The 24,546-nt window shown below is 35.5% G+C and carries 21 protein-coding genes and 1 pseudogene; 10 read left to right on the top strand and 12 right to left on the bottom strand.

Annotation, left to right across the window (positions count from 1 at the left end; translation table 11 throughout):
- Window positions 1-283 precede the first annotated feature (283 nt).
- Window positions 284-1,786 (bottom strand): amino acid permease, encoded by a 1,503-nt coding sequence (locus HND39_00580; protein ID QKJ94878.1) that lies wholly within the window; start codon window positions 1,784-1,786, stop codon window positions 284-286.
- 324 nt (window positions 1,787-2,110) lie between these two features.
- Between HND39_00580 and HND39_00575 the strand changes: the two genes are divergently transcribed.
- Window positions 2,111-2,791: a CPBP family intramembrane metalloprotease gene (locus tag HND39_00575; protein ID QKJ94877.1), complete on the top strand. Its 681-nt coding sequence runs from the start codon at window positions 2,111-2,113 to the stop codon at window positions 2,789-2,791.
- 16 nt (window positions 2,792-2,807) lie between these two features.
- Here HND39_00575 and HND39_00570 read toward each other — a convergent pair whose 3' ends face one another.
- Both HND39_00570 and HND39_00565 read right to left on the bottom strand, forming a co-directional pair.
- Window positions 2,808-3,452 carry a T9SS type A sorting domain-containing protein gene (locus HND39_00570; protein ID QKJ97822.1) on the bottom strand — a complete coding sequence of 215 codons (645 nt, stop codon included), beginning with the start codon at window positions 3,450-3,452 and terminating at the stop codon, window positions 2,808-2,810.
- 290 nt (window positions 3,453-3,742) lie between these two features.
- On the bottom strand, window positions 3,743-5,296 hold the full coding sequence (locus tag HND39_00565; GenBank protein QKJ94876.1) for a T9SS type A sorting domain-containing protein: 1,554 nt from the start codon (window positions 5,294-5,296) through the stop codon (window positions 3,743-3,745).
- Window positions 5,297-5,512: 216 nt separating this feature from the next.
- On the opposite strand from HND39_00565, the gene bshB1 reads away from it, so the two are divergent.
- The 4 genes from bshB1 (at window position 5,513) to acs (ending at window position 10,495) form a co-directional block, all read left to right on the top strand.
- The gene (bshB1, locus tag HND39_00560) at window positions 5,513-6,226 is read left to right on the top strand and encodes a bacillithiol biosynthesis deacetylase BshB1 (GenBank protein ID QKJ94875.1); all 714 of its coding nucleotides are present in this window, start codon (window positions 5,513-5,515) and stop codon (window positions 6,224-6,226) included.
- A gap of 44 nt (window positions 6,227-6,270) precedes the next feature.
- Complete coding sequence (locus tag HND39_00555; protein ID QKJ94874.1) at window positions 6,271-7,872, top strand: phosphoenolpyruvate carboxykinase; 1,602 nt, start codon at window positions 6,271-6,273, stop codon at window positions 7,870-7,872.
- 84 nt (window positions 7,873-7,956) lie between these two features.
- Entirely contained in the window at window positions 7,957-8,400 is a 444-nt protein-coding gene (locus HND39_00550) for a heme-binding domain-containing protein (protein ID QKJ94873.1), read from the top strand.
- A gap of 205 nt (window positions 8,401-8,605) precedes the next feature.
- Window positions 8,606-10,495, top strand: a complete 1,890-nt coding sequence (gene acs, locus HND39_00545) for an acetate--CoA ligase (protein QKJ94872.1) — start codon at window positions 8,606-8,608, stop codon at window positions 10,493-10,495.
- A gap of 64 nt (window positions 10,496-10,559) precedes the next feature.
- On the opposite strand, the gene HND39_00540 is transcribed toward acs, so the two are convergent.
- From HND39_00540 to HND39_00500, 9 genes and pseudogenes are all read right to left on the bottom strand, one after another.
- Window positions 10,560-12,110, bottom strand: coding sequence for a tetratricopeptide repeat protein (locus HND39_00540; GenBank protein ID QKJ94871.1), 1,551 nt, complete (start codon window positions 12,108-12,110; stop codon window positions 10,560-10,562).
- Window positions 12,111-12,113: 3 nt separating this feature from the next.
- Window positions 12,114-13,040, bottom strand: coding sequence for a phosphate ABC transporter substrate-binding protein, PhoT family (locus tag HND39_00535; protein ID QKJ94870.1), 927 nt, complete (start codon window positions 13,038-13,040; stop codon window positions 12,114-12,116).
- Window positions 13,030-13,176, bottom strand: a complete 147-nt coding sequence (locus tag HND39_00530) for a hypothetical protein (GenBank protein QKJ94869.1) — start codon at window positions 13,174-13,176, stop codon at window positions 13,030-13,032. The genes HND39_00535 and HND39_00530 overlap by 11 nt, the downstream gene beginning before the upstream one ends.
- Window positions 13,177-13,262: 86 nt before the next feature.
- Window positions 13,263-13,595, bottom strand: a pseudogene (locus HND39_00525) (energy transducer TonB).
- A gap of 455 nt (window positions 13,596-14,050) precedes the next feature.
- Window positions 14,051-14,584, bottom strand: coding sequence for a biopolymer transporter ExbD (locus HND39_00520; GenBank protein ID QKJ94868.1), 534 nt, complete (start codon window positions 14,582-14,584; stop codon window positions 14,051-14,053).
- A gap of 3 nt (window positions 14,585-14,587) precedes the next feature.
- The gene (locus HND39_00515) at window positions 14,588-15,208 is read right to left on the bottom strand and encodes a biopolymer transporter ExbD (GenBank protein ID QKJ94867.1); all 621 of its coding nucleotides are present in this window, start codon (window positions 15,206-15,208) and stop codon (window positions 14,588-14,590) included.
- Window positions 15,209-15,241: 33 nt separating this feature from the next.
- Window positions 15,242-15,949 (bottom strand): MotA/TolQ/ExbB proton channel family protein, encoded by a 708-nt coding sequence (locus HND39_00510; GenBank protein ID QKJ97821.1) that lies wholly within the window; start codon window positions 15,947-15,949, stop codon window positions 15,242-15,244.
- Window positions 15,950-16,574: 625 nt separating this feature from the next.
- Window positions 16,575-17,246, bottom strand: coding sequence for a DedA family protein (locus tag HND39_00505; GenBank protein ID QKJ97820.1), 672 nt, complete (start codon window positions 17,244-17,246; stop codon window positions 16,575-16,577).
- Window positions 17,247-17,267: 21 nt separating this feature from the next.
- Window positions 17,268-18,503, bottom strand: coding sequence for an MFS transporter (locus HND39_00500; GenBank protein QKJ94866.1), 1,236 nt, complete (start codon window positions 18,501-18,503; stop codon window positions 17,268-17,270).
- Between the two features lie 129 nt (window positions 18,504-18,632).
- Here HND39_00500 and HND39_00495 point away from each other — a divergent pair, with 129 nt between their 5' ends.
- From HND39_00495 to HND39_00475, 5 genes are all read left to right on the top strand, one after another.
- Window positions 18,633-19,931 carry a dicarboxylate/amino acid:cation symporter gene (locus HND39_00495; GenBank protein QKJ94865.1) on the top strand — a complete coding sequence of 433 codons (1,299 nt, stop codon included), beginning with the start codon at window positions 18,633-18,635 and terminating at the stop codon, window positions 19,929-19,931.
- A gap of 204 nt (window positions 19,932-20,135) precedes the next feature.
- Window positions 20,136-21,320: an efflux RND transporter periplasmic adaptor subunit gene (locus HND39_00490; GenBank protein QKJ94864.1), complete on the top strand. Its 1,185-nt coding sequence runs from the start codon at window positions 20,136-20,138 to the stop codon at window positions 21,318-21,320.
- Window positions 21,321-21,338: 18 nt separating this feature from the next.
- The gene (locus HND39_00485; protein QKJ94863.1) at window positions 21,339-22,016 is read left to right on the top strand and encodes an ABC transporter ATP-binding protein; all 678 of its coding nucleotides are present in this window, start codon (window positions 21,339-21,341) and stop codon (window positions 22,014-22,016) included.
- 21 nt (window positions 22,017-22,037) lie between these two features.
- Window positions 22,038-23,198: an ABC transporter permease gene (locus HND39_00480; GenBank protein ID QKJ94862.1), complete on the top strand. Its 1,161-nt coding sequence runs from the start codon at window positions 22,038-22,040 to the stop codon at window positions 23,196-23,198.
- A gap of 82 nt (window positions 23,199-23,280) precedes the next feature.
- A complete protein-coding gene (locus tag HND39_00475; protein QKJ94861.1) occupies window positions 23,281-24,450 on the top strand; it encodes an FtsX-like permease family protein in 1,170 nt (389 codons plus the stop codon).
- Window positions 24,451-24,546: the final 96 nt, after the last annotated feature.

Below are 24,546 nucleotides of genomic sequence, written 5' to 3'. Positions count from 1 at the left end.
GGTAGAATACTTTTTGAAATGTATCGCGATTATTGAACACTCTTTTTAATCAGCAGTTGGTGGACGGAGATTTTACAGAAATTTTGGAATGGAAAGACTCTTCAGAGATATGCAAGCTGTAGAGTATAATCCACTTCAAGAAAAGTTCAGAAAAAATTTTCTAGTGAATATATTTTGAAGAACGGAATAAAAGTTATAGAAGCGAGCTTCGCTACATAATTGCAGTACTAATATTATTATGTATAGGATGAAACAGGGACACAGCATAAAGTGTCCCTGAACTTTAATCTTTCAATTCATTTTGGTTTAGCTTTCTAAGCTTACTGTGTTTTACACTATAAAGGAAATAGATTGCAAAACCAATTGCCAGCCAAACAAATAATCTCAACCAATTTTCTTCGGGAAGTGAAAACATAAGAATGAGGCAGGTTATAATTCCCATTATAGGAACGAACGGAAACAAAGGCGCTTTAAATGGTCTTTCAGCCTCAGGATGAGTTTTTCTCATTATCAGTACAGCCGCACACACTACAACAAATGCGAACAAGGTACCTATATTCACAAGTTCTGCCAGTATTCTCAGCGGCAAAAATCCACCTAACAGAGCAACAAAAATTCCTGTAAGAATAGTTGATTTCCATGGCGTCCGGAATTTTTCATGAACTGCACCAAAAATATTTTCAGGAAGAAGACCATCACGAGCCATTGCCAGGAAAATTCTTGGTTGACTAAGCATCATAACTAGAAGGACGGATGTTATTCCGGCAATTGCTCCAAGCGAAACGATGAATTGTGCCCACTCCAAACCAACTTGTTTGAATGCATTTGACACGGGTGCGTCAATATCAATTTTGTCGTAAGGCACCATTCCTGTAATTACACCGGAGACCAGAATATAAAGTACTGTACACAAAATCAGAGAAGTAATAATACCAATCGGGACATCACGGTGTGGTCTCTTTGCTTCCTCTGCATGAGTAGAGACAGAATCAAAACCTATGTAAGCAAAAAATATCATCGCAGCACCTGCAAGAACTCCAACCGGAACTCCTCCGGCTCCGGTTTCACCCCAGATTGTATGACCGAAAATACTCAAACCAGCATAACCGAAAGGTGCAAATGGTTCCCAGTTAGCTGAATTTATATACATTGCACCGACAATTATTACAAGTAAAACAACAGCTAACTTTATTATTACCATACTTGTATTAAATCCTGAGCTCTCTTTAATTCCTTTAACAAGTATTATAGTAATAATCAGTGCGATTATTATAGCTGTAATATCAACGACTGAACCTGTTGAGACGAACTGTCCTGTTGCAACATCAAAATCAAACGGTGCTTTTGTTAATTCAGGCGGAAGATGTAACCCGATAATCCCGATAAAATCCTGAAAGTAGTGAGACCATCCGTGTGCAACTGTAGCAGAAGCAACAGCATATTCAAGAATAAGATCCCAACCAATTATCCATGCAAATAATTCACCAAGAGTAGCGTATGCATAAGTATAAGCAGAACCGGCAACGGGAACCATTGAAGCGAATTCAGCATAACATAATGCTGCAAAGATACAGGCAATACCAGCGACCGAAAATGAAAGCACAACTGCTGCGCCTGCTTTATCATGTGCAGCTACGCCGGTCAGGACAAAAATTCCGGTTCCGATTATCGCTCCAACTCCAAGGCTTGTCAATGCAACCGGGCCAAGAATTCTTCTTAATCGATTCTCACCGTGTACTTCTTCCAGCAGGATATGAAGTGGCTTTTTAATAAAGTATTTTTTCATCCGGGATAACTTTTAAATATGTGAGTAGATTTTGGGATAAACTTTTACAAATGAAACTGCAATTACAATTTAGTTTAGATTAATATGTTGTGAAAACTAATTAGTTATTTCAAATTTTCCTAAATTTTTTTTCTTGGAACTCAATTTTTAAGAATAATGAATTTTAATTATGATGATCCAAAATGTTGATTGATTTATACTTCATCTATATCTTTGTTTGCCCATAATGTAATGATTCCATCAATCGAAGGACAGTTAATTGAAAGTGTTTATTCTGTTTTAAGATACTTCTAATTTATTTAGACAAAAAATTAACAATCACCTATGCGCGAACAAATAAAATCATTTATCGAACACAACAGATGGATTACCTTCGTTGAGTTATCACTAGCAATTTTCATTTTACTAGCAATAGAACTTGGCTGGATAACACAGTTTATAATATTAGCTATTGTTCTTTATGCCTGGTTTTCATTATGGTTGAGAGGAAAAGGGTGGAGCGATTTTGGTTTAAAGAAACCAGAAAACTGGAAGAAGACAATATCACTCGCATTGTTAGTCGGAATTATTTTTCAGGGATTAAGCCTTTATGTTATTGAACCTTTCCTCGGAAAGCTAACTGGCGATATTCCTGATGTTAGTTTTTTCAGACCAATGGTGGGAAATGTTCCTCAATTACTTTTTTATTTTGTATTATCATGGACATTTGCTGCATTCATTGAAGAAATGATTTATCGTGGTTACCTGATGCACAGGATTGCAGATTTGTTCAACAGAAATAATACAGGATGGATTGTTGGACTGATACTTTCCAATTTGTTATTTGGCTTCGGTCATCTGTATCAGGGTTTATCCGGGATGATCATCACAGCAATAACAGGTTTCATATTTGCCTGGCTTTACTTCGCAACAAACAGAAATCTCTGGGCAGCAATTTTAGCTCATGGAATTTATGATACTATTGGTTTCCTGATGATTTTTCTTGGCGTATATCCGGGAATTTAAAAATCCTTATCCAGAACTACTTTAAAAGAATCATTTTTTTTGTTTCGGCAAAACCTTGTTCTAAACCTACATCACTGTCAGTCGGGTTTGATTCAGGACCTTCTTGAGTCAACTGGTAAAAGTATATTCCGGATGTGAGGTCTCGGTTTTCGACCGAGTTAATATTGAATTCAACCTCATATTCACCTGCAGCTAAATTTCCATTTACCAAAACAGCAATTTCATTTCCAAGAATATCATAAACTTTCAGACTAACGAATCCGAAATCTGAAATTTGAAAACTAATTCTGGTTGAAGGATTAAATGGGTTAGGATAATTCTGATATAGCACAAAATCTTTTGGCGATTTATTTTCATTACTCAGATTTACTGGGTAATCGGTTACCTGAACTGCAAAATTCTGACCAAAGTTCCACTGATCAAAGTTACTTGGTATGCTGTCCCAATTAACACTGTTTCCGACAGAATAAATCGTATCAGTTAAAATTGAATCGGGTGCGGTATATAAAAAATTCCAAGATACAGTATCATTTATGAATGGATTTGGCTGCGTGTGAGTTAGTTCGCCGAACATTACATGTGTTAAAGTGTCAACAGAGTCGAGTTCCCCAAAATAACTTGCTAAATTAAAACCACCGGCAATTGCCGGACCACCGCTCATAAATAGTTTAAACTGTTGGGTAGAATTTCTTTTTACACTATCCGGTCCTTCAATCCAAACAAAAACAGAATCGTTAGATTCAATATTGTGACAGATACAACCGATTCCTCCATCTCTTAAAGTCATCCCAACAATTCCATGCAGATAATCGATATTTGCATAAGCGATGAAAGAAATAAAAGCTAAAACAAGAATAAAATTTATTTTCATAGGTATCTCCTGAATTAAAAAGTCCCGAAAACCGGGACTTCATAATAAATGAAAAACAAAATTATATCAATGATAATTCTTTAACGCAGCAGCAACATTTTCTTTGTTGATTTGAACACCTGTCCATTCACTCCATTAGCTTCTAACGTATAAATGTAAGCACCACTTGTTAAGTTCTGTGCGTTAAACTCAAAGTTATGGCTCCCGGTTTGAAAACTTCCATCTGCAATCTTAGCAACTTCCTGTCCAAGCATATTAAATAATTTTATTGTTACATACGATTCGACGGGTAATGTGAACGAAATAGTTGTTGAAGGATTAAATGGATTTGGATGATTTTGGTTAAGTACAAAATTATCTGGCATTGGTCCTGTTACTTCAACAGAATTAAAAGTTGTTGATGTTCCGTCAAAATCAATTTGTTTTAATCTATAATACTGAACAACCGCATTGACATCAGGAATGATGAAAGAATATGATTTCATTTCAGTTGTTGTTCCAAATCCCGGTACGAATCCTATTTTATTGAAGTTTTGGTTATCAAAACTTTGTTCAATTTCAAAACCTTGATTGTTTAGCTCAGTTGCCGTTGTCCAGCTAAGTGTTACATCATTACCGGATAATTCAGCGACGAATGAAGCCAATTCAACAGGAATAAAGTATTGAGATTCCAGTTTATAAAATCCGCTGCTTTGAGCAGCAAACTGTGTCATTGAATCAACAATTGAATATTGATAGTTTGATCCGCCAATTGAAATTTGAGTCCAGGTTTGTCCACCATTTTTTGTTCTCCATGAAGCTCCACAGGAATAACAACCAGCAATAACCATATTTCCGTCTGTTGGTTGAACGTGAACTCCCCACATACTCGTTCCGGTAAAACCAGATTGCAAATTCCATGTAGAACCATAATTAGTTGATTTTAATAATCCACCACCACCGCCCCATTTAGTAGCCCAGGCTATTCCCGGTGTTGTATAATTAATAGAGATTGTCGGTATTTCACCTGAAGTACTATATGCTTGTGACCATGTAACACCATAATCTGTACTCCGGAATATTCCGGTTCCGTTATCACCAATTAAAATTATACTAGTATCAGGGAAAACTTCAATATCGCAAGGTGCAGAGTTCGAACCAGTATTAGAGGATAATGTAATCCATGTATCACCAAAATCAGGCGAGCGAAGGAAATTAACTCCGTTCATTGTATATACTGTGTCAGGGTGTGATGGATCTTCTGTTATTGGAATTCCGAAATAAGAAAATGTTACATTATTAAGAGATGTTGTCCAGGTTTGACCGTCGTTGGTAGTTTTCATAATTTTCTCAGGTGAAGATTCAATTGCTACAAGAAAAGTTCCGGGGTTACTATCATCAAGCAATATTGCTTTTATTTCTGAAGAACCAGGTACGTTGGTTCCTGTGGCTGAAAAAGTTTCACCGCGATCAGTGCTTTTGTAAATAGTAGCATTCGAGCCATAGTAAACTATATCAGGATTGAAATTGTGATAATCTATTGGTCCTCCGAGACTGCTTCCTGATCTTTTTAGAACCCATTGATATGCAGGCTGTGCATTACTAACAGTCAGGAACATTGAACAAATAAGTACTGCGGTTGCAAGGTATTTCATTATTACTCCGTTATTATAAAATGGTTTGACCGTAAAAAGAATTACTACAAATTAAACATTAGTTGATAAAAATCAAATATTTCTTAATGGTGAAAAATGTTATTTATAAAACTTATTTTAGAAGGGAAATTAGAACAAAATATATTTTTTGACTGTTCGATCGGTAAAAGTATATTTGGATTATTTCATATCTTCAAAAAGGAAAAAGTTTAAACGATGGAATTAGATATTCTTGTATTTGCAGCTCATCCTGATGACGCAGAACTATCAATGGGCGGAACGATTGCGAAATTTACTTCGAAGGGATTGAAGGTTGGTGTTGCCGATTTGTCTAAAGCCGAACTAAGCACAAGAGGCAACGTAAAATTACGTGCAAAAGAAACGGCTGCTGCTTCAAAAATTCTTAATCTGAAAGCTCACGAAAATCTTGGTATTCCTGATGGCAATATCTTAGCTTCACAAGAAAATCTCAGGAGTGTTGTTGTACTTATTCGGAAATACAAACCAAAGATAGTTTTTGCTCCTTACTCTAACGATCGTCATCCGGACCACATGGATGTGAGCAATTTAGTAAAGAGAGCATTTTTTAGTTCTGGTCTGGAAAAATTCAAAACAAAGTTTGCCGGAAAGTCCCAGATTCAATATAGACCCAAAAAGCTATTTTATTATATGCAAACATATCTGTTTCAACCAACGTTTATCGTGGACATCTCTGAGCATTTCCAAAAGAAAATGGAATCAGTCGGCAAGTATAAAAGCCAGTTTCATAATCCAAGGTCAAAAAAGGAAGACACATTTATCAGTAAACCGGAATTTCTCGATTACGTCAGAACGCGTGCAGAATTTTATGGTTTCCAGATACGAAAAAAATACGGCGAACCATTTTATTGTGAAGAGAATATTGAATATGATTTTTCGGATTTGATGTAACAATTATTTTAAAATATAACTTTCATGAAAACTAAGGAGTAAAAATGATTCTTAAAGATAAAGTAATTAAAGAATTAGAGGCACAGGGAATACGTAATATCCGTGAAGTCTTTTATAATTATGGAACGCCTGCATTATACGAACAGGTGGTTAGGAGAAGAGAAGGATTGCTTGCTCATTTAGGACCGATTGTAGTAAGAACCGGACATCACACCGGAAGAAGTCCGAATGATAAATTTATTGTTAAAGAACCATCAAGCGAAAAAAATATCTGGTGGGGTAAAGCAAATAAATCAATGACTGAAGAAGATTTTAATCGTCTCTTCGCAAAGATGATGGCTTATATACAGGGGAAAGATCTTTATGTTGAAGACTGCTATGTTTGTGCTGACGAAAAATATCGTCTGCCTATCAGGGTTATAACTGAAGCTGCCTGGCATAATCTGTTTGCGAGAAACATGTTCAGAAGATATAATGATTCTTCAGAGCTTGAAAATCATGTTCCTCAGTTTACTGTTATGCAGATGCCAAACTTTCACGCGTATCCGCAGTCTGATAATACCAACTCCGAAGTTTTCATCATAATAAATTTTGGAAAGAAACTTGTACTCATTGGTGGAACCAGCTATGCCGGTGAGATTAAAAAATCAATTTTTACTATTCTCAATTACCTGATGCCTATTGATCATGTTATGTCAATGCACTGCTCTGCTAATCTTGGAGAACACGGAGATGTTGCGTTATTTTTTGGATTATCCGGCACCGGAAAGACTACTCTCTCTGCCGATCCGGGAAGAAAACTAATCGGCGATGATGAACATGGCTGGAGTGAAGATGGAGTATTTAATTATGAAGGAGGATGTTATGCTAAAGTTATCCGCCTTTCTGAAGAAGCAGAACCGGAAATTTATGATACAACCAGAAGATTCGGTACTATACTTGAAAATGTCCAGATTGATGCACAAACCAGAAGAATAGATTTAAACGATGACACTTTCACTGAAAATACACGGGCTGCGTATCCACTTACACATATAGAAAATATTGTTGAAGAAGGAAAAGCTGGTCATCCGAAAAATCTTATTATGCTGACTGCTGATGCATTTGGTGTTTTGCCGCCTATTTCTAAACTTTCAACAGAACAGGCGATGTATCATTTCATCTCCGGATATACTGCAAAAGTAGCAGGAACAGAAAAAGGAGTTACTGAACCGAAAGCTACATTCAGCACTTGCTTCGGGGCTCCGTTTATGGTTTGGCATCCTACTGTTTATGCAAAACTTTTGGGTGAGAAAATTAAAAAGCACAACGTGAAATGCTGGCTTGTCAACACTGGCTGGACTGGTGGTCCTTATGGTGTCGGCTCACGTATGAAAATTCAATATACAAGAGCAATGTTAAATGCAGCTCTCCATGGAAAACTTGAAAATATTGATTATGAGACTGATCCTGTATTTAATTTAAAAGTTCCAAAATCCTGCGAAGGTGTACCTGCTGATGTTTTAAATCCGAGAAATACATGGAAAGATAAAAATGCTTATGATGAAATGGCAAAAAAACTGGCAGTTATGTTTGTGAATAACTTCAGAGAATATGAAGCTGATACAGAGAAAGAAATTATTGCTGCAGGACCAAAGTTAGTATAATCAATTGCTGATAAGTTGATTGAGAATAAAAATACCCGGCTTATCAATTGATAAATTTTTTAAATAATCAGAGAGTTAATTCAAATGAAAAAAATTGTAATTGCATTGGTAGTAATTTTAGTTGGGATCCAATTTGTACCTGTTGAACGAACAAATCCTTCAATCAGTTGGGATATTAATGCACCCGAAAAAGTTGCTTCAATATTGCGCGAATCGTGTTACGATTGTCACTCCAACGAAACAGATTGGCCGTGGTATTCTCACATTGCACCGGTTTCCTTTCTAGTTGCCGGAGATGTGAATGATGGAAGAAAGCATCTTAACTTTTCTGAGTGGGATAAATATGAAGCTGAGAAAAGAGAAAAAATATATGAGGAAATAGTTGAGGAAATTGAAAAAGAAAATATGCCGCTGCCGATTTATACATTTACTCATCCGGGTGCAAAACTTGATGATCATAAGATTAAAACCATTAAAGAGTGGGTGCAGCCCGGTAGCAGTCTGGAAGATAATGTAAGGTATAAATAGTGTAGCTCTTAAATAGTTTAGTTAATGATCCGAGCATAACAAACTGAATGAAACATCTATCTCAATGTAAAAATATTGAGTTTTACTTTCAGCAGATAGCAGAGAATAGAAAAATAAATAACCATTAAATAAATAAATTGATTGCCAGTTAACACTATACGTCAGGACGATATAATAATAATCCTGCAAATGGAGGAAACTAATTATGACAGATAAAAAACTCTCCGGCGATGTTTATTATCCAACCGAAGAAATCATTAAAAATTCTAATGCAAAATGCCAGCAGTTATATCAATCAGCTGACAAAGATTATATCGGTTTTTGGGAAAATGAAGCTAAAAATCTTCACTGGTTTCAAAAGTGGGATAAAGTACTTGATGATTCCAAAAAACCTTTCTTCAAATGGTTTGTAAACGGAAAAACGAATATCGCATATAATTGTCTTGATGTTCATTGCGAAACTTACCGGCGTAATAAAGTTGCATTTGTCTGGGAAGGGGAGAATGGTGATTTCAGATCTTTGTCTTATTTTGCTTTGAAGAGAGAAACATGCCGCTTTGCAAACGTTCTCAGAAGTCTTGGTGTTAAAAAAGGTGATCGTGTGACAATTTATATGGGAAGAATTCCTGAAATTGTAATGGCAATGCTTGCCTGTGCAAGGATTGGTGCAATTCATTCTGTTGTTTATGGTGGCTTTTCGGTTGAAGCATTGCGTGAAAGATTGGAAGATAGTCAGTCTAAAGTTTTAATTGTTGCCGATGGTGCTTACCAGAGAGGAAAAATTGTTGAGTTGAAAAAGATTGCTGACGAAGCACTTCAAAGAGCAGCAACTGTTGAAAGCGTTTTAGTAGTTAAACGAACCGGTCACGAAGTTAATATGGAATTTGGAAGAGATATGTGGTATCACGATTTGATGTCGTTGCCTATCGCAGGAAATTCATGCGATATAGAGATAATGGATGCTGAGGATCCGCTCTATCTTCTATACACTTCCGGAACGACTGGTAAGCCTAAAGCAATCGTACATACTCACGGCGGTTATATGGTTGGTATGTACACAACTCTGAAATATGTTTTCGACATTCACGAAGAAGACCGGTTTTGGTGTGCCGCAGATCCAGGCTGGGTTACAGGACATAGTTATATTGTTTATGGACCTCTTCTAAATGGTGCGACTTCTTTTATGTATGAAGGAGCGCCGACTTATCCTTATCCAAGCAGATGGTGGGGAATGATCGAAAAATATGGAATCAATATTCTTTACACAGCTCCAACTGCAATCAGAGGTTTTATGAGATTCGGTGATGCCTGGGTTAAAAGACACAATCTCTCTTCACTAAGATTACTCGGAAGTGTTGGTGAACCAATAAATCCTGAAGCATGGAGATGGTATCATAAAGTTGTCGGCGGTGAACGCTGTCCAATTATGGATACCTGGTGGCAAACAGAAACAGGAATGTTTATGATTACACCGATGCCATGTACACCATTAAAACCAGGTTCAGGAACCAAACCATTCCCAGGACTAAAAGTGGATGTTGTTGATGAAGAAGGTAAATCAGTTGCAGACAATGAAGAAGGATTTCTAGTAATTAAAACTCCCTGGCCAGCAATGCTCAGAACAATATGGAATGATCCTGAAAGATACGTCCAGCAATACTGGTCAAGATTTCCAGGTGTTTATATGACAGGTGATTCCGCCAGAAGAGATGAAGATGGTTACTATTGGGTGATTGGCAGAGTAGATGACGTAATAAAAGTTTCAGGATATAGACTAGGTACTGCAGAAATAGAAAGTGCTTTTGTAAGTCATCCTGCTGTTGCAGAAGCCGCAGCTATTGGACTGCCTCACGAAATAAAAGGGAATGCAATACACGCGTTTGTAATTTTAAGAACAGGCTATGAAAAATCAGATAAGCTGATTGAAGAGTTAAGACAGCACGTTGGTCACGAAGTCGGTCCAATAGCAAAGCCTGAACGTATCGAAATTGTTGATTCACTTCCCAAAACTAGAAGCGGAAAAATTATGAGAAGAGTTTTAAAAGCAAAAGCTTTGGGAATTGATCCGGGAAATCTATCTACGTTGGAGGAATAATTTATTTAAAACAAAAAAGCGTCCTGTTTAAGAACGCTTTTAAGAAATAAGAAAAATATTTTTATTATAAACTTTTTAAAGCTTCAACAGCTTGCGCATTCTTAGGATCAAGTGCATAAACCTTCTGCCAGTATAATTTCGAGTTTGCATTATCAGTTTTCAAATAATAATAATAGCCGAGGTAGGAGTAAGCTTCAATAAGTTCTTTTTTAAATTTAGTCGTATCCTCTTGTGATATTGTGATGAACTGTTCATAGTAAGGTTTTGCAAGACCTTCAACTGATTCAGGATCGAAATTAGCTTTAACTCTTGCCTGCCAGAAATAAGCAATTGCGAGATCAGGAACTTTTGATGCCAGCGTACTGAAAGCACTATCAGCTTCATTATATTTTTGAGTGAAATAATATGCTTTACCAAGATCAAAATATTCCTGAGCAGTTAAATCCTTTTTTCTATTAAGTGAACTGATAACACCATCCCAATTTTTATTCTTGTAGTAGAGGATAGACATTTTTCCGTAAACATCATTGCGTGAGCTGTCTGCTTGAACTACCTTAGCTAAATATTCTATCGCTAAGGAATCATTCCCGGTTTTACTCAGCAACTCAGCATAATTCTCATAATCACTTGGCAGATATTTATCATCGGACATCGAAAATAATTTTTGGAAGTATGACTTGCTATTTTCGATGTCATCCAATTTGAAGTATGAATATGCAAGAATTCTAACTAAAGACGAATTATCAGGATCTTTACTTACTAATTCTTCAAGAATGTCAATGGCTTTCCGGTAGTCTTTATTAAGGTATAAAATTGAAGCATACCTTTTTAGTTTTTCATTATTTGTTTCTGATTTGTTGATATACTTCAGGTAATACTCAGCAGCTTTAGAATAATTATTAATATTTGAATAAACATCTGAGAGTTCTTTGTATGCCGGTGAATAGGTGGAGTCGCTTGCGATTGCTTCTTCGAGAAGTGAAATTGCTGAATTGTAATTACTTATAAGCGAATAAACTCTGGCTTTTAGTGAAAGAGCTTCAGGGTTCTCCGGTTCAATTCTTAAAGCTTCTTCAAAATTCTTTATTGCTTCTGTGCCGTTGATTTTCCCGAGATATATTTTCCCAATTGTAATAAAAATATCCGCTGTTTTTAGTTTGTTCGCCAATGCTTTATCCATTATCTGCATAGCAGTGTCAAAGTATTTAATGTGCATAAAAGCTTCAGCAATTACAATATAAACTTTTGGATTTTCTTCATCACTTAAGTCGAAAGCTTGGTTTCTGTTCTTAGCAATTTCTGAATCATTTCCATTAAGCACATTTAGTCTAACCATACCGGCATAATTAAGCGCAAAATCTTTATTAGATTCCATTCCTTTTGTATAACAAATCCTCGCTGAATCTACATTCTCTTCGATCATATAAATTTCTCCAAGATAGAAATATGCTTCAGACGCTGACGTTGAAGATAGGAACCCTTTAAAATATTTTTTTGCATCATTATATTTTTCATTTCTGATCAGCTTCACACCAGATGTAATATCCTGGGCGCATAAGCTTATGGGAATGAAAAGAAGTAAGAAAAGTATGTATAGAATATTTTTACGAGACATCGTTTATTCCTGTTTAATGTATAAGTCTTCATTTTCTACTAATTCTACAAGTCTTACAGGCATTGTTGCAGGTACCAAACCAAATTTTAGTACGATGCGTTGACCTCTTTCACTTGCAATAAACGCAGTTAAACCAGTTCCCAAACCTGTGTAAGCTTCTTTACTGATTATATAAACTTCACGCCACAAAGGATAATACTTTTGTGCAATATACGCCTGATAAGGTTTATAAAAATCATCATCTTTTGTCATCGCTATCTCGAGTACCTTAACCGATTTTAAAAAACTCAACCTGGTAGTATCATCTGAATCGCTGATCCAATTTACTCCAACAACACCAATACAATTTTTTTCTGCAGCCACATAATTTAGTACTGCAGTATTGGAGTCAAGTGCAAAACAATTTTTTGATAATTCAGATGCGCCTGTTTTTTCTTTTAAAAACCGAATCGTGCTTGACTTGCTATTATCGAAAATAATTTTCGTATCCTTAAATCCCGGTATATTTTCCCCTTTCAGAAGTTCACCGATTTCTTTTATAGTTAGTGTAGAATCTTTTAGGTCTTTACTTCCGATTAAAGCAACACCATCGTAAGCAATCTTGGTGATCTTGGGAACTATTTCCCATTTCTCAAATACTTCAAGTTCTGTCTTATTAAGTGTTCTCGGAACAATGATCAGCCTGATATCCGTCTCCATCAGATCATAAAATGCGTCAATTTCAGTTTTGTATTTTACTGTAACTTCAGCGTATTCATAAATTTTCTGGAAGGTATCGACTTCAGATTCAATCAGTGGTTTGAAAGTTTCATCAACGGAGATTGCAATTTTTCCGTAAGTAGGTGTATCCGATGGAGAATCAGAACTTTTACAGTTTGATAAGAATAGTGCTGCACAAACAATAAATGAAGTGAATAAATTAACTTTCATTCTCTTCCTCTTTCCCCAATAATTTTTTTATCGAACTATAGGTTCTGAAAGTTCCGTAAGCGATTAGTATTACTCCTAAACCAATTTTCTGAAAATCTGTAAAACTGAAAATATTTTTACCTAAAATAAGAAACATACCTGCTCCAATATAGATGAGAGACATGGCAAGATTGAAGATGCTCATTATGGACAAAGCATAACTTCCTTTGGTCGAATATCAAATTACTGAAGCTTGAATACAATCGGTATGGAGACCTGAACTTTTACAGGCACTCCTCTCTGCTTACCAGGTTTAAATTTGGTTTGTAAGACGGCATCACGTGCAGCTTCATCGCAGCCTGCGCCGATTCCTTTGAGAATCTGCGCTTTGGTAACGTCTCCGTTTTCATTCACAAATGCGAGGATGTAAACCTTTCCTTCAACACCGGCTCTCTTAGCAATTTCAGGATACGAAATTCTTTCCTGAATGGCTTTGATACCGCCAATTGGTTCAGGCATTTCTTCAACTGCTACGAAATAGGTTGGTGCTTCTTCTTTTTCGACTACTTTTTCTTCAACTTCTATTAAACTGTAATCAACGCCTTCAGGATTACCTTCCTGTGTTTCAGTTCCCGGATCAACTTCTTTCAATTCATCAACAGTAGGAATATATTCATCTTTAACTTGTTCATCAGGTTTTACAACAGGTGGAGTAAATTTGATAGTGGACTTTAAAGGCGGCGGAGCTTCAACCTGCTCTATTTCTTTCTGCTCACCAATTGATGGTGGCTGTTCCAACTGAGTTATTTGTACTACTCTCTTTTTAGTAACTTCTACTGTTTCCGGGTTTATCATTCTGTAAACAGCTGGACCTGTAGTAACCATTAGAACAACAAAAATTGCTATCCACATTGCAAGTGCAAGGTATGTCTTATAAGCTTTTCTTAACTTATAAGCTCCATATTCCTTGTTCTTTTTAGCAAAGATAAGCTCTTCAATGTCAGTTTGATTTTTCTTTTCTTCTGTCATAATTACTTACCTTCTTTATAATTTTGAAGTGCTTTAAGATCATCTGGTGTAATATCAACTAATGCATATCGCTTTATATTGGAAATATTCATTTCATCCAGGATATCAACAACGTTTTTATAATTTGCTTCATTTGTTGGCTTTATTAGAACAACCATATCCGGGATTGAACTATTTCGTTCCAATAGTACTTTCCTTATACCATCCGCAGTGTAATTTGTTTCAACCAATGGTTCAACAGCTTCTTGTGGCAATCCGCGATACCAAAAAAGTCTGTTTTCACCATCAATTATAATATTAAAAGCTTTTGATGCTTTCAGTGCATTTTGTTCCTCTTCTTTTACTTCTCCCTTTGGTTTTACAGGTAGATTAATTTCCATCGTTTGGGGTTTACTGAAAGTGGTCGTTAACATAAAAAATGTTACAAGCAGAAATCCAAGATCAACCATTGGAGTTAGGTCAATTCTTGTGGACATTTTTTTGCGACCCTTTTTCTTACCCTTCTTACCACCTTGTTTTTGTTCTAATTCAGCCATTACTTAAATCCCTTTCAATTTGTTAGGATCAGTTTCGAGATCGGTAATAAGGTTAAACTTATTTACGTTTTTATCCTGAAGTGTATCCATTACTTTTTTCATAACTGGCCACGGACAAGCTTGATCACCTTTAATTGTAATACGAACATTTGGATTAGTAAGTCTGCCTTGCATAATCCACATACCGAGTTCGTTATTTGTAGAATCAACAGGTATTCCTGGCTGATTATAAGCTTTTCTTTCAACATCTTCTAAATCTAAATATCCCTTTAACTGTGAAAGGGGAACACCAACATTTCCTGTGAGTTCAAATGCTTTGATTTCTTCAGGAGTAAATTCTAATTCCGGATATTTTTCGCTTATTCTTTGAAGCAGACGTACACGAGTATCGTTTTTATTATCAATATGGAAAAAAACACGTCCATCGTTGGAAACGGTTATGTTGAGAATGTCAGTATCGGGTAGTTTAATTTCTGATATTGATGATGGAGTATCAACTATAACAGATTCATCTGCTTTAAATTGAGTAGTCAACATGAAGAATGTCAACAACAAGAATGCAACATCACACATTGCAGTCATATCGATCAATGTACTTTTACGAGGTACTTTTACTTTTGGCATAATTACAAACCGGTTGAATAATTAATAAATTTTTTAACTATGGTGCGACGAAAAGTTCTGTACTATAGCAACACCAGCTTCATCAATAGCATAAGTCATTTTGTCGATCTTGGTTGTAAAATAATTGTAAAAAATAATTGCTAAAGCAGAAGAACCGATACCAAAGGCAGTATTAATAAGTGCTTCCGAAATACCGGTTGCAAGTGCAATTGCGTCAGGTGCACCAGCAGTTGCAAGCGCAGCAAAAGCCCTGATCATTCCAAGCACTGTTCCGAGCAATCCCATAAGGGTTGCAAGAGGTGCGATAGTCGCAAGAATTACGAGGTTTTGTTCCAGAATTGGCATCTCAAGTGATGTTGCTTCCTCAATTTCTTGTTTAATGGTAACAATTTTTTGATCCTTATTCATTTCCTTTACACCGAATACCTGCTGATATTTTAATAAACCTGCCTTAATTACATTTGCAACCGAACCTCTTTGCCTGTCACATTCCTGTATTGCAGAGTCAATTTCTTTTGGAGATAATTTTTGATAAACGCGAATCACAAAAGCTGAAATACTTCCTTTTCCTTTTGCTTTTGTAATAGTTATCCATCTTTCAATTGAAAAGGTAATAACCATCATTAAAATTCCCATTAGTATCGGAACAATTATCCCACCTTTAAAAATAATCCCAAGATAGTTACCTGGTTTTGGAAGATTATTAACATTATTTCCCTGGAAGTTTTCAGGATTTCCCATAACGTAATAATAAATAATAAAAGCTACTACGATTAATACAGGTATTACTATACCTGCAAATCCTGTGAATACACCTTTAAGACCATTTTTAGATTTCAAGGCTTTTTCTCCTTTGATTAGATTTATAGTTTAAGTTATTTAGTTTCTTGAAATCTTTTAGAACAACTTCCGTTTTTCAACATTTTTTTACAACTGATGACGTATGTTGCAGAACAGTTCAGAAAATTCTAAAAGTTATACATTTATTATAGCAAGAAAGTTCCACCCAAATTTAACTGATTGATATTACCAGGGAATTTTTGTGGAATAAAAAACTGTTAATAATATGATTGTAAAATTAAAGATGTCATTAAATCATTCCAAACCTATGGATTCGAAAAAGTATTGTCAAGAGCGAATTTGGGATTTTTTTGGTATTAAAATTTAGCTTCACCAATGTCGAAATCAGGTTTGCACTATTTAAGGAAACTCTTATCAGAAAATATCAACCTGACAATTGAGAAAATAGTCTCTTTTATTCCATATCAGCAAAAATTAATTAAGTTTCACAAAGCTTGCCGTGAATGATAAATAATGAAATTACAAATACTGGAATAATTTTAAAAACAGAAGAATTTTTTCTGATTTATTTCTCAGAACTCTCAGTCAACAATTTTCTCTTTCGATGCCTGACATATTCTATTATTCCCGGAAGTATTGAGATAAAAATGATGGCTATTATTGTGATAGAAAAATTATCTTTCACCAAAGGAATATTACCAAAAAAATAACCACCCAAAACAAACAATAATACCCAAACCGCACCACCAACAATATTGTAAAGAATAAATTTTGAATAAGTCATTGTCCCGATTCCAGCAACAAAAGGTGCAAATGTTCTGATGATTGGAATAAAACGTGCGATGATTATTGTTTTGCCTCCATGCTTTTCATAAAAGTTATGTGTTTTTTGGAGATATTCTTTTTTGATAAATCTTGATTCCTTTTGAAATATCTTTGGTCCTATACGGTTCCCGATCCAATAATTAACTGTATCACCCAAAATAGCCGCAATAGTTAACAGAATAATTAACAAGCGAATATCAAATGCACCAGTGGCTGCGAAAGTTCCTGCCGCGAATAATAATGAATCACCAGGCAGGAAAGGTGTAAACACAAAACCGGTTTCAGCAAATATTATGATAAATAGAATTATATAAGTATAGATACCGTAGTAAATAATCAGTTCGTGAAGATGAGCGTCAAGATTAAGGAACAGATCGACTAATTTAAGGAACAGTTCGAATAAATGATTAATGAAATCCAATAATTCTTCTTTCTATATTTTTTCCAGATAATTTAAATCTTTACCAAAAGTTTCTTCAAGTTTATTTAATGCATAGTAAGCTATTACTAAACAAAATAAACCTACTATAAGGGCTGCATAAATCATCCCTGTATATTCTCTTAAGAGTTCAAATGAAAGCGTGATGGGCACAACAGTTCCTCTGATAAAGTTCGGAACGGTTGTAGTAACAGTTGAACGTAAATTCGTTCCAAAAATTTCGGATGCTGTGGTTACAAAAACAGCCCAGTAGCCAATTGATATGCCAAGCAACGTACAAAGGAAATAAAATTGAAATAGTGATAGTCCATAAACAAATAAATAAATCAGAATAAAGATAGCCGTCATGGTTAAAAAAATAAGAAATACTTTTTTCCGGCTTTTTAGATACTGGCTAAGAAAACCGCTTACCAAATCTCCAAAAATAAGACCTAAGTAAGTAAACAGAATTGATTTTCCTGCTGTGACTGTTTCACTTACGCCCAGAACTTTACCAAACTCAGGTGAAAAAGTAATTAATACTCCTACAACAAACCATATAGGCATACCTATTAAAATACAATTCATATATCTGAAAAATCTGTCTTTAGATGTAAAGAGAGAGAAGAATTTTCCTTTACCAACATTAATTTCCTTAAGATTTTTATAAAGACCGGATTCAAACATTTTGATTCGCATAATTAATAAAAGAAAACCAAGTACACCACCGATTATATAAGCAGTTTTCCAGTTGAATAATTCACCTACAACTGCTGCTGCGATTGCACCACTTACACCAATCGAAGCAACTATTGCCGTTCCATAGCCTCTTGTTTCTTTTGGCATAACTTCGCTTACAAGTGTTATAGCAGCACCAAGTTCACCAGCTAATCCAACGCCGGCGAAAAATCTTAAAACTGCGTACATTTCAGTTGAACTGACAAAAGCATTCAGAAAATTTGCAATTGAGTAAAGGAATATTGAACCAAATAAAACGGATATTCTTCCTTTTTTATCTCCAAGTATTCCCCAGATAATACCGCCAATAAGCATTCCACCCATTTGCATATTCAGGAGTAAAACACCTGTCGTTATTAAACCATCGCCTTTAATTCCCAGATCTACTAAACTAGGTATTCTTACAATACCGAATAAGATCAAATCATAAATATCAACAAAGTAGCCGAGTGCAGAAACCAGAACTGTTGTGTTAAACAGATTTTTTGAAAAGATTGATTGATTATTTATCATCGAGTGATATTGCCAGAAAAAAATATTTTATTAAAGTTTTAATGAGGATAAATAAAACGAAAATATATTAAATTGGAGGCAAATTTATCTAATAATTTTCATTAAATCATCACATTATTTAAGTCAGAAATGAAACTTCATTCTAAAATACTGCTTGGGCTTCTTATTGGATTAATCCTCGGATTGGGCTGCAATCTTTTTGTCACTGATAAAGACTTGTTAAAATGGATTGTAGAAAATATTTCGTACCCGATTGGGCAAATTTTTATCAGGATGATTTTTATGATAGTCATCCCTTTGATATTTACTGCTATTGTTCTTGGTTTGGCAGATTTCAGAGATATACATAAAATCGGTGTTGTAGGATTAAAAACTCTTATGTTCACGATTGTTATTACAGCAGTCTCTGTAATTATCGGATTAGTAATTGTAAATCTGGTTCAGCCAGGTACGGGCATTTCGCCTGAAAGCAGAACAGAGTTAATGAATTCACTAACTTCAAATCAATCCGTATCCTCTATTATTAAAACTGCAGAGGAGTCAAAAAGTTTTGTGCAAATTATTTTAGATCTGATCCCTCGAAATCCTTTTGTCGATATTGTATATGCATTCGACCCAAATTACCGCGGAGGTGGTTTGCTGGCGCTTATGTTTTTTTCATTGATATTTGGAATTGCTATGGCGATGAGTCCACAAGAAAAAATCCAGGGATTGACTTTCACGTTGCAAGGAATTTATGATGTACTTATGAAAATAATTGGTTACGCGATGAAGTTAGCACCAATCGGTGTTGCCGGATTAATTTTTTCTACAACTTCTCAGCTTGGATTTAAAATTGTATCAATCCTCTCTTTATATGTTTTAGCGGTTCTTGCTGCTCTTGCAATCCATTTCTTAGTTACTTATGGTGTGATAATCAAATATGCACTTAAGAAAAATCCTGTCGAATTCTTCAAACAAATTTCCGAAGTGATGATAACAGCATTTTCAACAAGTTCATCTAATGCAACATTACCAACAACAATCAGAAACTCAATTGATAATCTGAAGATCGATAAAGACATCGCAAATTTTGTTTTAACAGTTGGCTCCACAGCAAATCAAAACGGCACTGCACTTTATGAAGGAATGACAGTCTTGTTTCTTGCACAATTCTATGGAATTGAACTAACACTTGTTCAACAGCTTCTTGTTGTGTTTTTATCTATCTTAGCCGGAATCGGAACTGCTGGTGTTCCCGGTGGTTCACTTCCATTAGTAATTATGGTATTGATTACAGTTGGTATTCCTGCAGAAGGAATAGGAATTATTCTTGGTGTTGATAGAATTCTTGATATGTCCCGAACAGTTGTGAATGTAACTGGTGATGTTGTTCTGGCAGGATGGATAGATACTACCGAAAGAAATAAGCGAAATGAATTTTCATAATTTTTATTTGTTGATGAATCAGACATTGAAATATCTTAATACATTTCTAATCTTCTAATTCAAACTTTAATATTACCGTTCATCACAACAATTTAAAAATAATACAATCTTTATTTGCTGAGGAACTGCAAATCGATATATTTCCAAAGAAATTTTTATCTGCTGCTACCTGAATGTCATTTAACAAAAAAAATTGGTAAGAAAATGGAAACGAAGACTGCCGATTTGTCTTCCTTAAAAATAGATCGTTCAACCAAAAGTGATAAGCCATCAAACAAAGGTAAGTACATTGTCACAATTATAGTCGCGCTTGCAATAATTGCAGCAATTATAATTTTATATCCAATCGTTTTCTCAAAAACAATTGAAGTTAAACTAACTTCTGTGATGCTGCAATCAACCGCACAGACGAGTGCAGTATTAACTGCCAGCGGTTATGTTGTTGCACAACGGCAGGCTTCAGTCAGTTCAAAAGGTACCGGTGTTATGGTTTATTTGGGAGTAGTCGAAGGCGACAAAGTAAAAAAAGGACAAATAATTGCCAGGCTTGACGACAGGGATATTCAAGCTCAACTCGACGAAGCAAAGTCAGGTCTCCAGCTTTATCAAGCGCAATTGAATGAAGTTCAAAATAGTTACAATCGTGAAAAAGAACTTTTCTCACGAGGACTTTCTTCACAACAAAATCTTGATCAGGCAGAAACAACTTACAATATGCTGCTGGCAAATATAGAAATTGCTAAAGCCAGAATTCAGGAAGCAGAAGTTTCTCTGGAGAATATGATAATCCGTGCCCCGTTCGATGGAACTGTTCTTACAAAAAACGCTGAAGTTGGCGAAATCGTGGCTCCGTTTGGTGCAAGTACTACTTCACGTGCTGCTGTGGTTACTATTGCTGATATGAATTCACTGATGATTGAAGCTGATGTTTCTGAATCAAATATTGATCGGATAAAAACATATCAGGATTGTGAAATTGTTCTGGATGCTTACCCACAAAAAAGTTATCCCGGATATGTTTTTAAAATCGTTCCGACTGCTGATCGTTCAAAAGCTACTGTTATGGTTAAAGTTGGATTTAAAGAATACGACTCCAGAGTTTTACCTGAAATGAGTGCAAAAGTTTCATTTTTATCTCAACCGATTGATGCTAAAATGTTAAGTGAAGAAAAATATTTAGTTGTTCAAACATCTACTATCAGACAGGAAAATGGTTCATCGGTAGTTTATAAAGTTGATAACGATACAGCGGTACCAGTCGAGATTAAAACCGGCAGAAGTATTGGAAATTATACTGAGGTTATTTCCGGACTTGAAGCAGGTGATTCTGTAATTGGAAAAATTACTGATGAAATAAAAGCGGGAACTAAAGTAAAGATAGTGCAATAAAAAATTATTGGAGAAATAATGTCAGCGATAATTCAGGTTCAAAATGTTTCTAAATCATATTGGAGAGATAGTTTTGAAGTTCCGGTTCTTAACAATCTTTCGATAAATGTTGAGCAAGGAGAATTTCTTGCATTGATGGGTCCTTCCGGTTCAGGAAAAACTACATTACTTAATTTGATTGCAGGTATAGATCAACCTTCAAATGGAAGCATAATAGTAGATGGAACAGATATTTCAACTTTGGGTGAATCAGCATTAGCAAAATGGCGATCAGCAAAGATTGGTTTCGTATTTCAGTTCTGTAATCTAATACCGGTTCTTTCCGCATACGAGAATGTTGAACTTCCTCTACTACTCACTCATCTTTCAAAAGCGGAACGTAAACAACACGTTGAAACTGCACTGGGAATTGTTGGACTTGGAGATCGGATGCATCATTCACCTAAACAACTTTCAGGTGGGCAGGAACAGCGAGTTGCAATTGCTCGTGCAATCGTTACCGATCCGGTTATAATAGTTGCTGATGAACCGACTGGTGATCTAGATAAAAATTCTGCCGAAGAAATTTTAACTCTTATGGAAAGATTAAATAAAGAATTTCATAAAACGATTGTGATTGTTACTCATGATCCGCATGCTGCAGCCAGAGCAAGGATAATCCGTCATCTCGAAAAAGGTGATTTAATTCCTGCTTAACAATTTTGAAATGGAGATATTATGAAAATTTTAAAATTAATTTTAAAAAATCCTCTCAGGCATAAACTAAGAACAGTACTTACTATTCTCGGAATAGCTATTGCAGTGATTGCATTCGGACTTCTGCGAACAGTTGTAACAGCCTGGTATGTAGGAGTTGAAGGAGCTTCCGCAAACCGTTTAATAACCCGTCAGGCAGTATCTTTTATATTTCCTCTCCCTTATTCATACAGAGATAAAATTGCTCAGGTTGATGGTATAGAGATAGTAACATTTGCAAACTGGTTCGGCGGAGTGTATATAGATAAGAACCAGTTCTTCGCAAGAATAGCTGCTGATGCTCAAACTATTTTTGATGTTTATTCGGAATTCTTAATCAGCAAAGAAGAACTTGAAACATTTAAGAAGGAAAGAAATGCCTGTGTACTCGGTGAAGCAATTGCTAAACAGTATAATCTGAAAATCGGTGATGTAATGACACTCGAAGGAGATATTTATCCGGGCACTTGGGATTTTGTGGTTCGTGGAATATACAGACCAAGAGATAAAACTACCGATGCTTCACAGATGATCTTTCATTGGGATTACGTAAATGAAAGAATGAAAGAAGAAATGCCCACAAGAGCCGGAGATGTAGGCTGGTATATTGAAAAAATTAATGACCCTTCTAAATCAGCAATGATTTCTGAAAAGATTGATGCGTTGTTTAAAAATTCTCCGGCTGAAACTATAACTGAAACTGAAAGAGCATTCCAGCAAGGATTTCTTTCATCAACAAGTGCTATTATAACTTCAATGAATATTATGTCCTTTGTTATCATCGGAATAATAATGCTGGTTCTTGGAAACACTATGATTATGTCTGCGCGTGAACGAACAAGAGAGTATGCTGTATTTAAAGCGCTTGGTTTTTCTGGTAAACATCTTACAGGATTGATTATGGGTGAATCTCTTTTTATCTCTGCACTTGGTGGAGGATTAGGATTGTTTTTAACATTTCCTATTGTTGCAATATTCGAGCAGTTCATTCCAAAAGGAATGTTCCCGGTATTTCAGATTGAACCAATTACTATAATACTTGCTGTTACTTCCGCAATAGTAATTGGAATCGCTGCTGCAATTTTCCCGATTCAGCGTGCATTAACTACAAAAATAATTGATGGCTTCAGGTTTGTTGGATAAATGTCTGAGATTTTAATTCTCTTTGCTTGAAGGGATTAAGGTGTGGGTTAAAATTATTGAAATAATTTACTGATGGTATAAAATGAAAATTCCATTAAAATATATTGTGAGAAATTTTAAAACCAGAAAACTCACTACAATTATTACAATTGCTGGTATTGCATTAGTAGTTCTTGTTTTTACGGCAGTCTTGATGATGGCGTATGGAGTTCAGAAAACACTGGTTGCTACCGGATCATCTGACAATGTGAAGATAGTTAGAAAATCTGCTGTCGGTGAAATCATGAGCATAATTGATGGCGAAACTCAAAATGTAATCCGTACGCTTCCTCATATTGCAAAGTCTTCTGATGGCAGTGATATTATTTCCGCTGAACCGGTGGTAGTAATTACACTCGATATTCTTTCCGGTGGAATGAGCAATATTACTGTTCGCGGTGTTTCACCTGAAGTTTATCAATTGCGTCCTCAAATAAAAATTATTGAGGGCAGAACTTTTAGTTTCGGTACGCGTGAATTAATTGTTGGCGAATCTATTCCAAAGAAATTTAAAGGTGCAGAAGTTGGTGAATCAATTAAAATTGCCGGCGATTATTGGAAGATAGTTGGAAAATTTACTACAGACGGCAGTGGTTTCGATTCAGAATTGTGGTGCGATGCTTTACAGCTTTTAAGCGCATTTAACCGGGGAAGCAGTGTTTCTTCTATCACTATAAAACTTGACGATGCGAATAATTTTCAGGCATTTAAAAAAGCCTTTGAATCAGATAAACGGCTGGAACAATTTGAAGTTAAAACAGAAAAGAAATTTTATGAAGAACAGTCTGAACTGCTTGCAGGTTTTATAAGAATTCTTGGAATTTTTATAACGATAATTTTTAGTTTCGGTGCCGTTATCGGAGCAATGATTACAATGTATGCAGCGGTTGCAAACCGGACAGTCGAAATCGGGACACTGAGAGCATTAGGATTCAAACGCAGAAGTATTCTCGCTGCATTTTTAATGGAGTCATTAATTATTGCGTTGATTGGCGGCGGTATTGGAATTCTTCTTTCATCATTCCTGTCATTTTTCTCAATATCAACTTTAAACTGGGGTTCCTGGTCTGAACTTGAATTTGGATTTGCGCTTTCTCCTGTTATCATTATCGCTGCAATTATTTTTGCAATTCTTATGGGGATAGTCGGTGGATTTTTGCCATCAGTCAGAGCATCAAGATTGAAAATTGTTGATGCATTGAGGGCCGGATAAATCTATAGAGACTTCTGAAAAATTCTAATTTGTCATATTGAACGACCTGCCTGCCGGCAAGGCAGGAGTGAAATATCTGGTTTTTAAATTAAAAAA

It is taken from the genome of Ignavibacteriota bacterium, assembly GCA_013285405.1.
Classification (GTDB): domain Bacteria; phylum Bacteroidota; class Ignavibacteria; order Ignavibacteriales; family Ignavibacteriaceae; genus IGN2.
Note: the sequence above shows the minus strand (reverse complement) of the source record. Positions and strands in the feature narration are given on the sequence as shown.

Coding starts and splice junctions, on each gene's coding strand:
- HND39_00580 (QKJ94878.1), bottom strand. CDS start 1,786: ATGAAAAAATACTTTATTAAAAAGCCACTTCATATCCTGCTGGAAGAA.
- HND39_00575 (QKJ94877.1), top strand. CDS start 2,111: ATGCGCGAACAAATAAAATCATTTATCGAACACAACAGATGGATTACC.
- HND39_00570 (QKJ97822.1), bottom strand. CDS start 3,452: ATGAGCGGTGGTCCGGCAATTGCCGGTGGTTTTAATTTAGCAAGTTAT.
- HND39_00565 (QKJ94876.1), bottom strand. CDS start 5,296: ATGAAATACCTTGCAACCGCAGTACTTATTTGTTCAATGTTCCTGACT.
- bshB1 (QKJ94875.1), top strand. CDS start 5,513: ATGGAATTAGATATTCTTGTATTTGCAGCTCATCCTGATGACGCAGAA.
- HND39_00555 (QKJ94874.1), top strand. CDS start 6,271: ATGATTCTTAAAGATAAAGTAATTAAAGAATTAGAGGCACAGGGAATA.
- HND39_00550 (QKJ94873.1), top strand. CDS start 7,957: ATGAAAAAAATTGTAATTGCATTGGTAGTAATTTTAGTTGGGATCCAA.
- acs (QKJ94872.1), top strand. CDS start 8,606: ATGACAGATAAAAAACTCTCCGGCGATGTTTATTATCCAACCGAAGAA.
- HND39_00540 (QKJ94871.1), bottom strand. CDS start 12,110: ATGTCTCGTAAAAATATTCTATACATACTTTTCTTACTTCTTTTCATT.
- HND39_00535 (QKJ94870.1), bottom strand. CDS start 13,040: ATGAAAGTTAATTTATTCACTTCATTTATTGTTTGTGCAGCACTATTC.
- HND39_00530 (QKJ94869.1), bottom strand. CDS start 13,176: ATGTTTCTTATTTTAGGTAAAAATATTTTCAGTTTTACAGATTTTCAG.
- HND39_00520 (QKJ94868.1), bottom strand. CDS start 14,584: ATGGCTGAATTAGAACAAAAACAAGGTGGTAAGAAGGGTAAGAAAAAG.
- HND39_00515 (QKJ94867.1), bottom strand. CDS start 15,208: ATGCCAAAAGTAAAAGTACCTCGTAAAAGTACATTGATCGATATGACT.
- HND39_00510 (QKJ97821.1), bottom strand. CDS start 15,949: ATGGGAAATCCTGAAAACTTCCAGGGAAATAATGTTAATAATCTTCCA.
- HND39_00500 (QKJ94866.1), bottom strand. CDS start 18,503: ATGATAAATAATCAATCAATCTTTTCAAAAAATCTGTTTAACACAACA.
- HND39_00495 (QKJ94865.1), top strand. CDS start 18,633: ATGAAACTTCATTCTAAAATACTGCTTGGGCTTCTTATTGGATTAATC.
- HND39_00490 (QKJ94864.1), top strand. CDS start 20,136: ATGGAAACGAAGACTGCCGATTTGTCTTCCTTAAAAATAGATCGTTCA.
- HND39_00485 (QKJ94863.1), top strand. CDS start 21,339: ATGTCAGCGATAATTCAGGTTCAAAATGTTTCTAAATCATATTGGAGA.
- HND39_00480 (QKJ94862.1), top strand. CDS start 22,038: ATGAAAATTTTAAAATTAATTTTAAAAAATCCTCTCAGGCATAAACTA.
- HND39_00475 (QKJ94861.1), top strand. CDS start 23,281: ATGAAAATTCCATTAAAATATATTGTGAGAAATTTTAAAACCAGAAAA.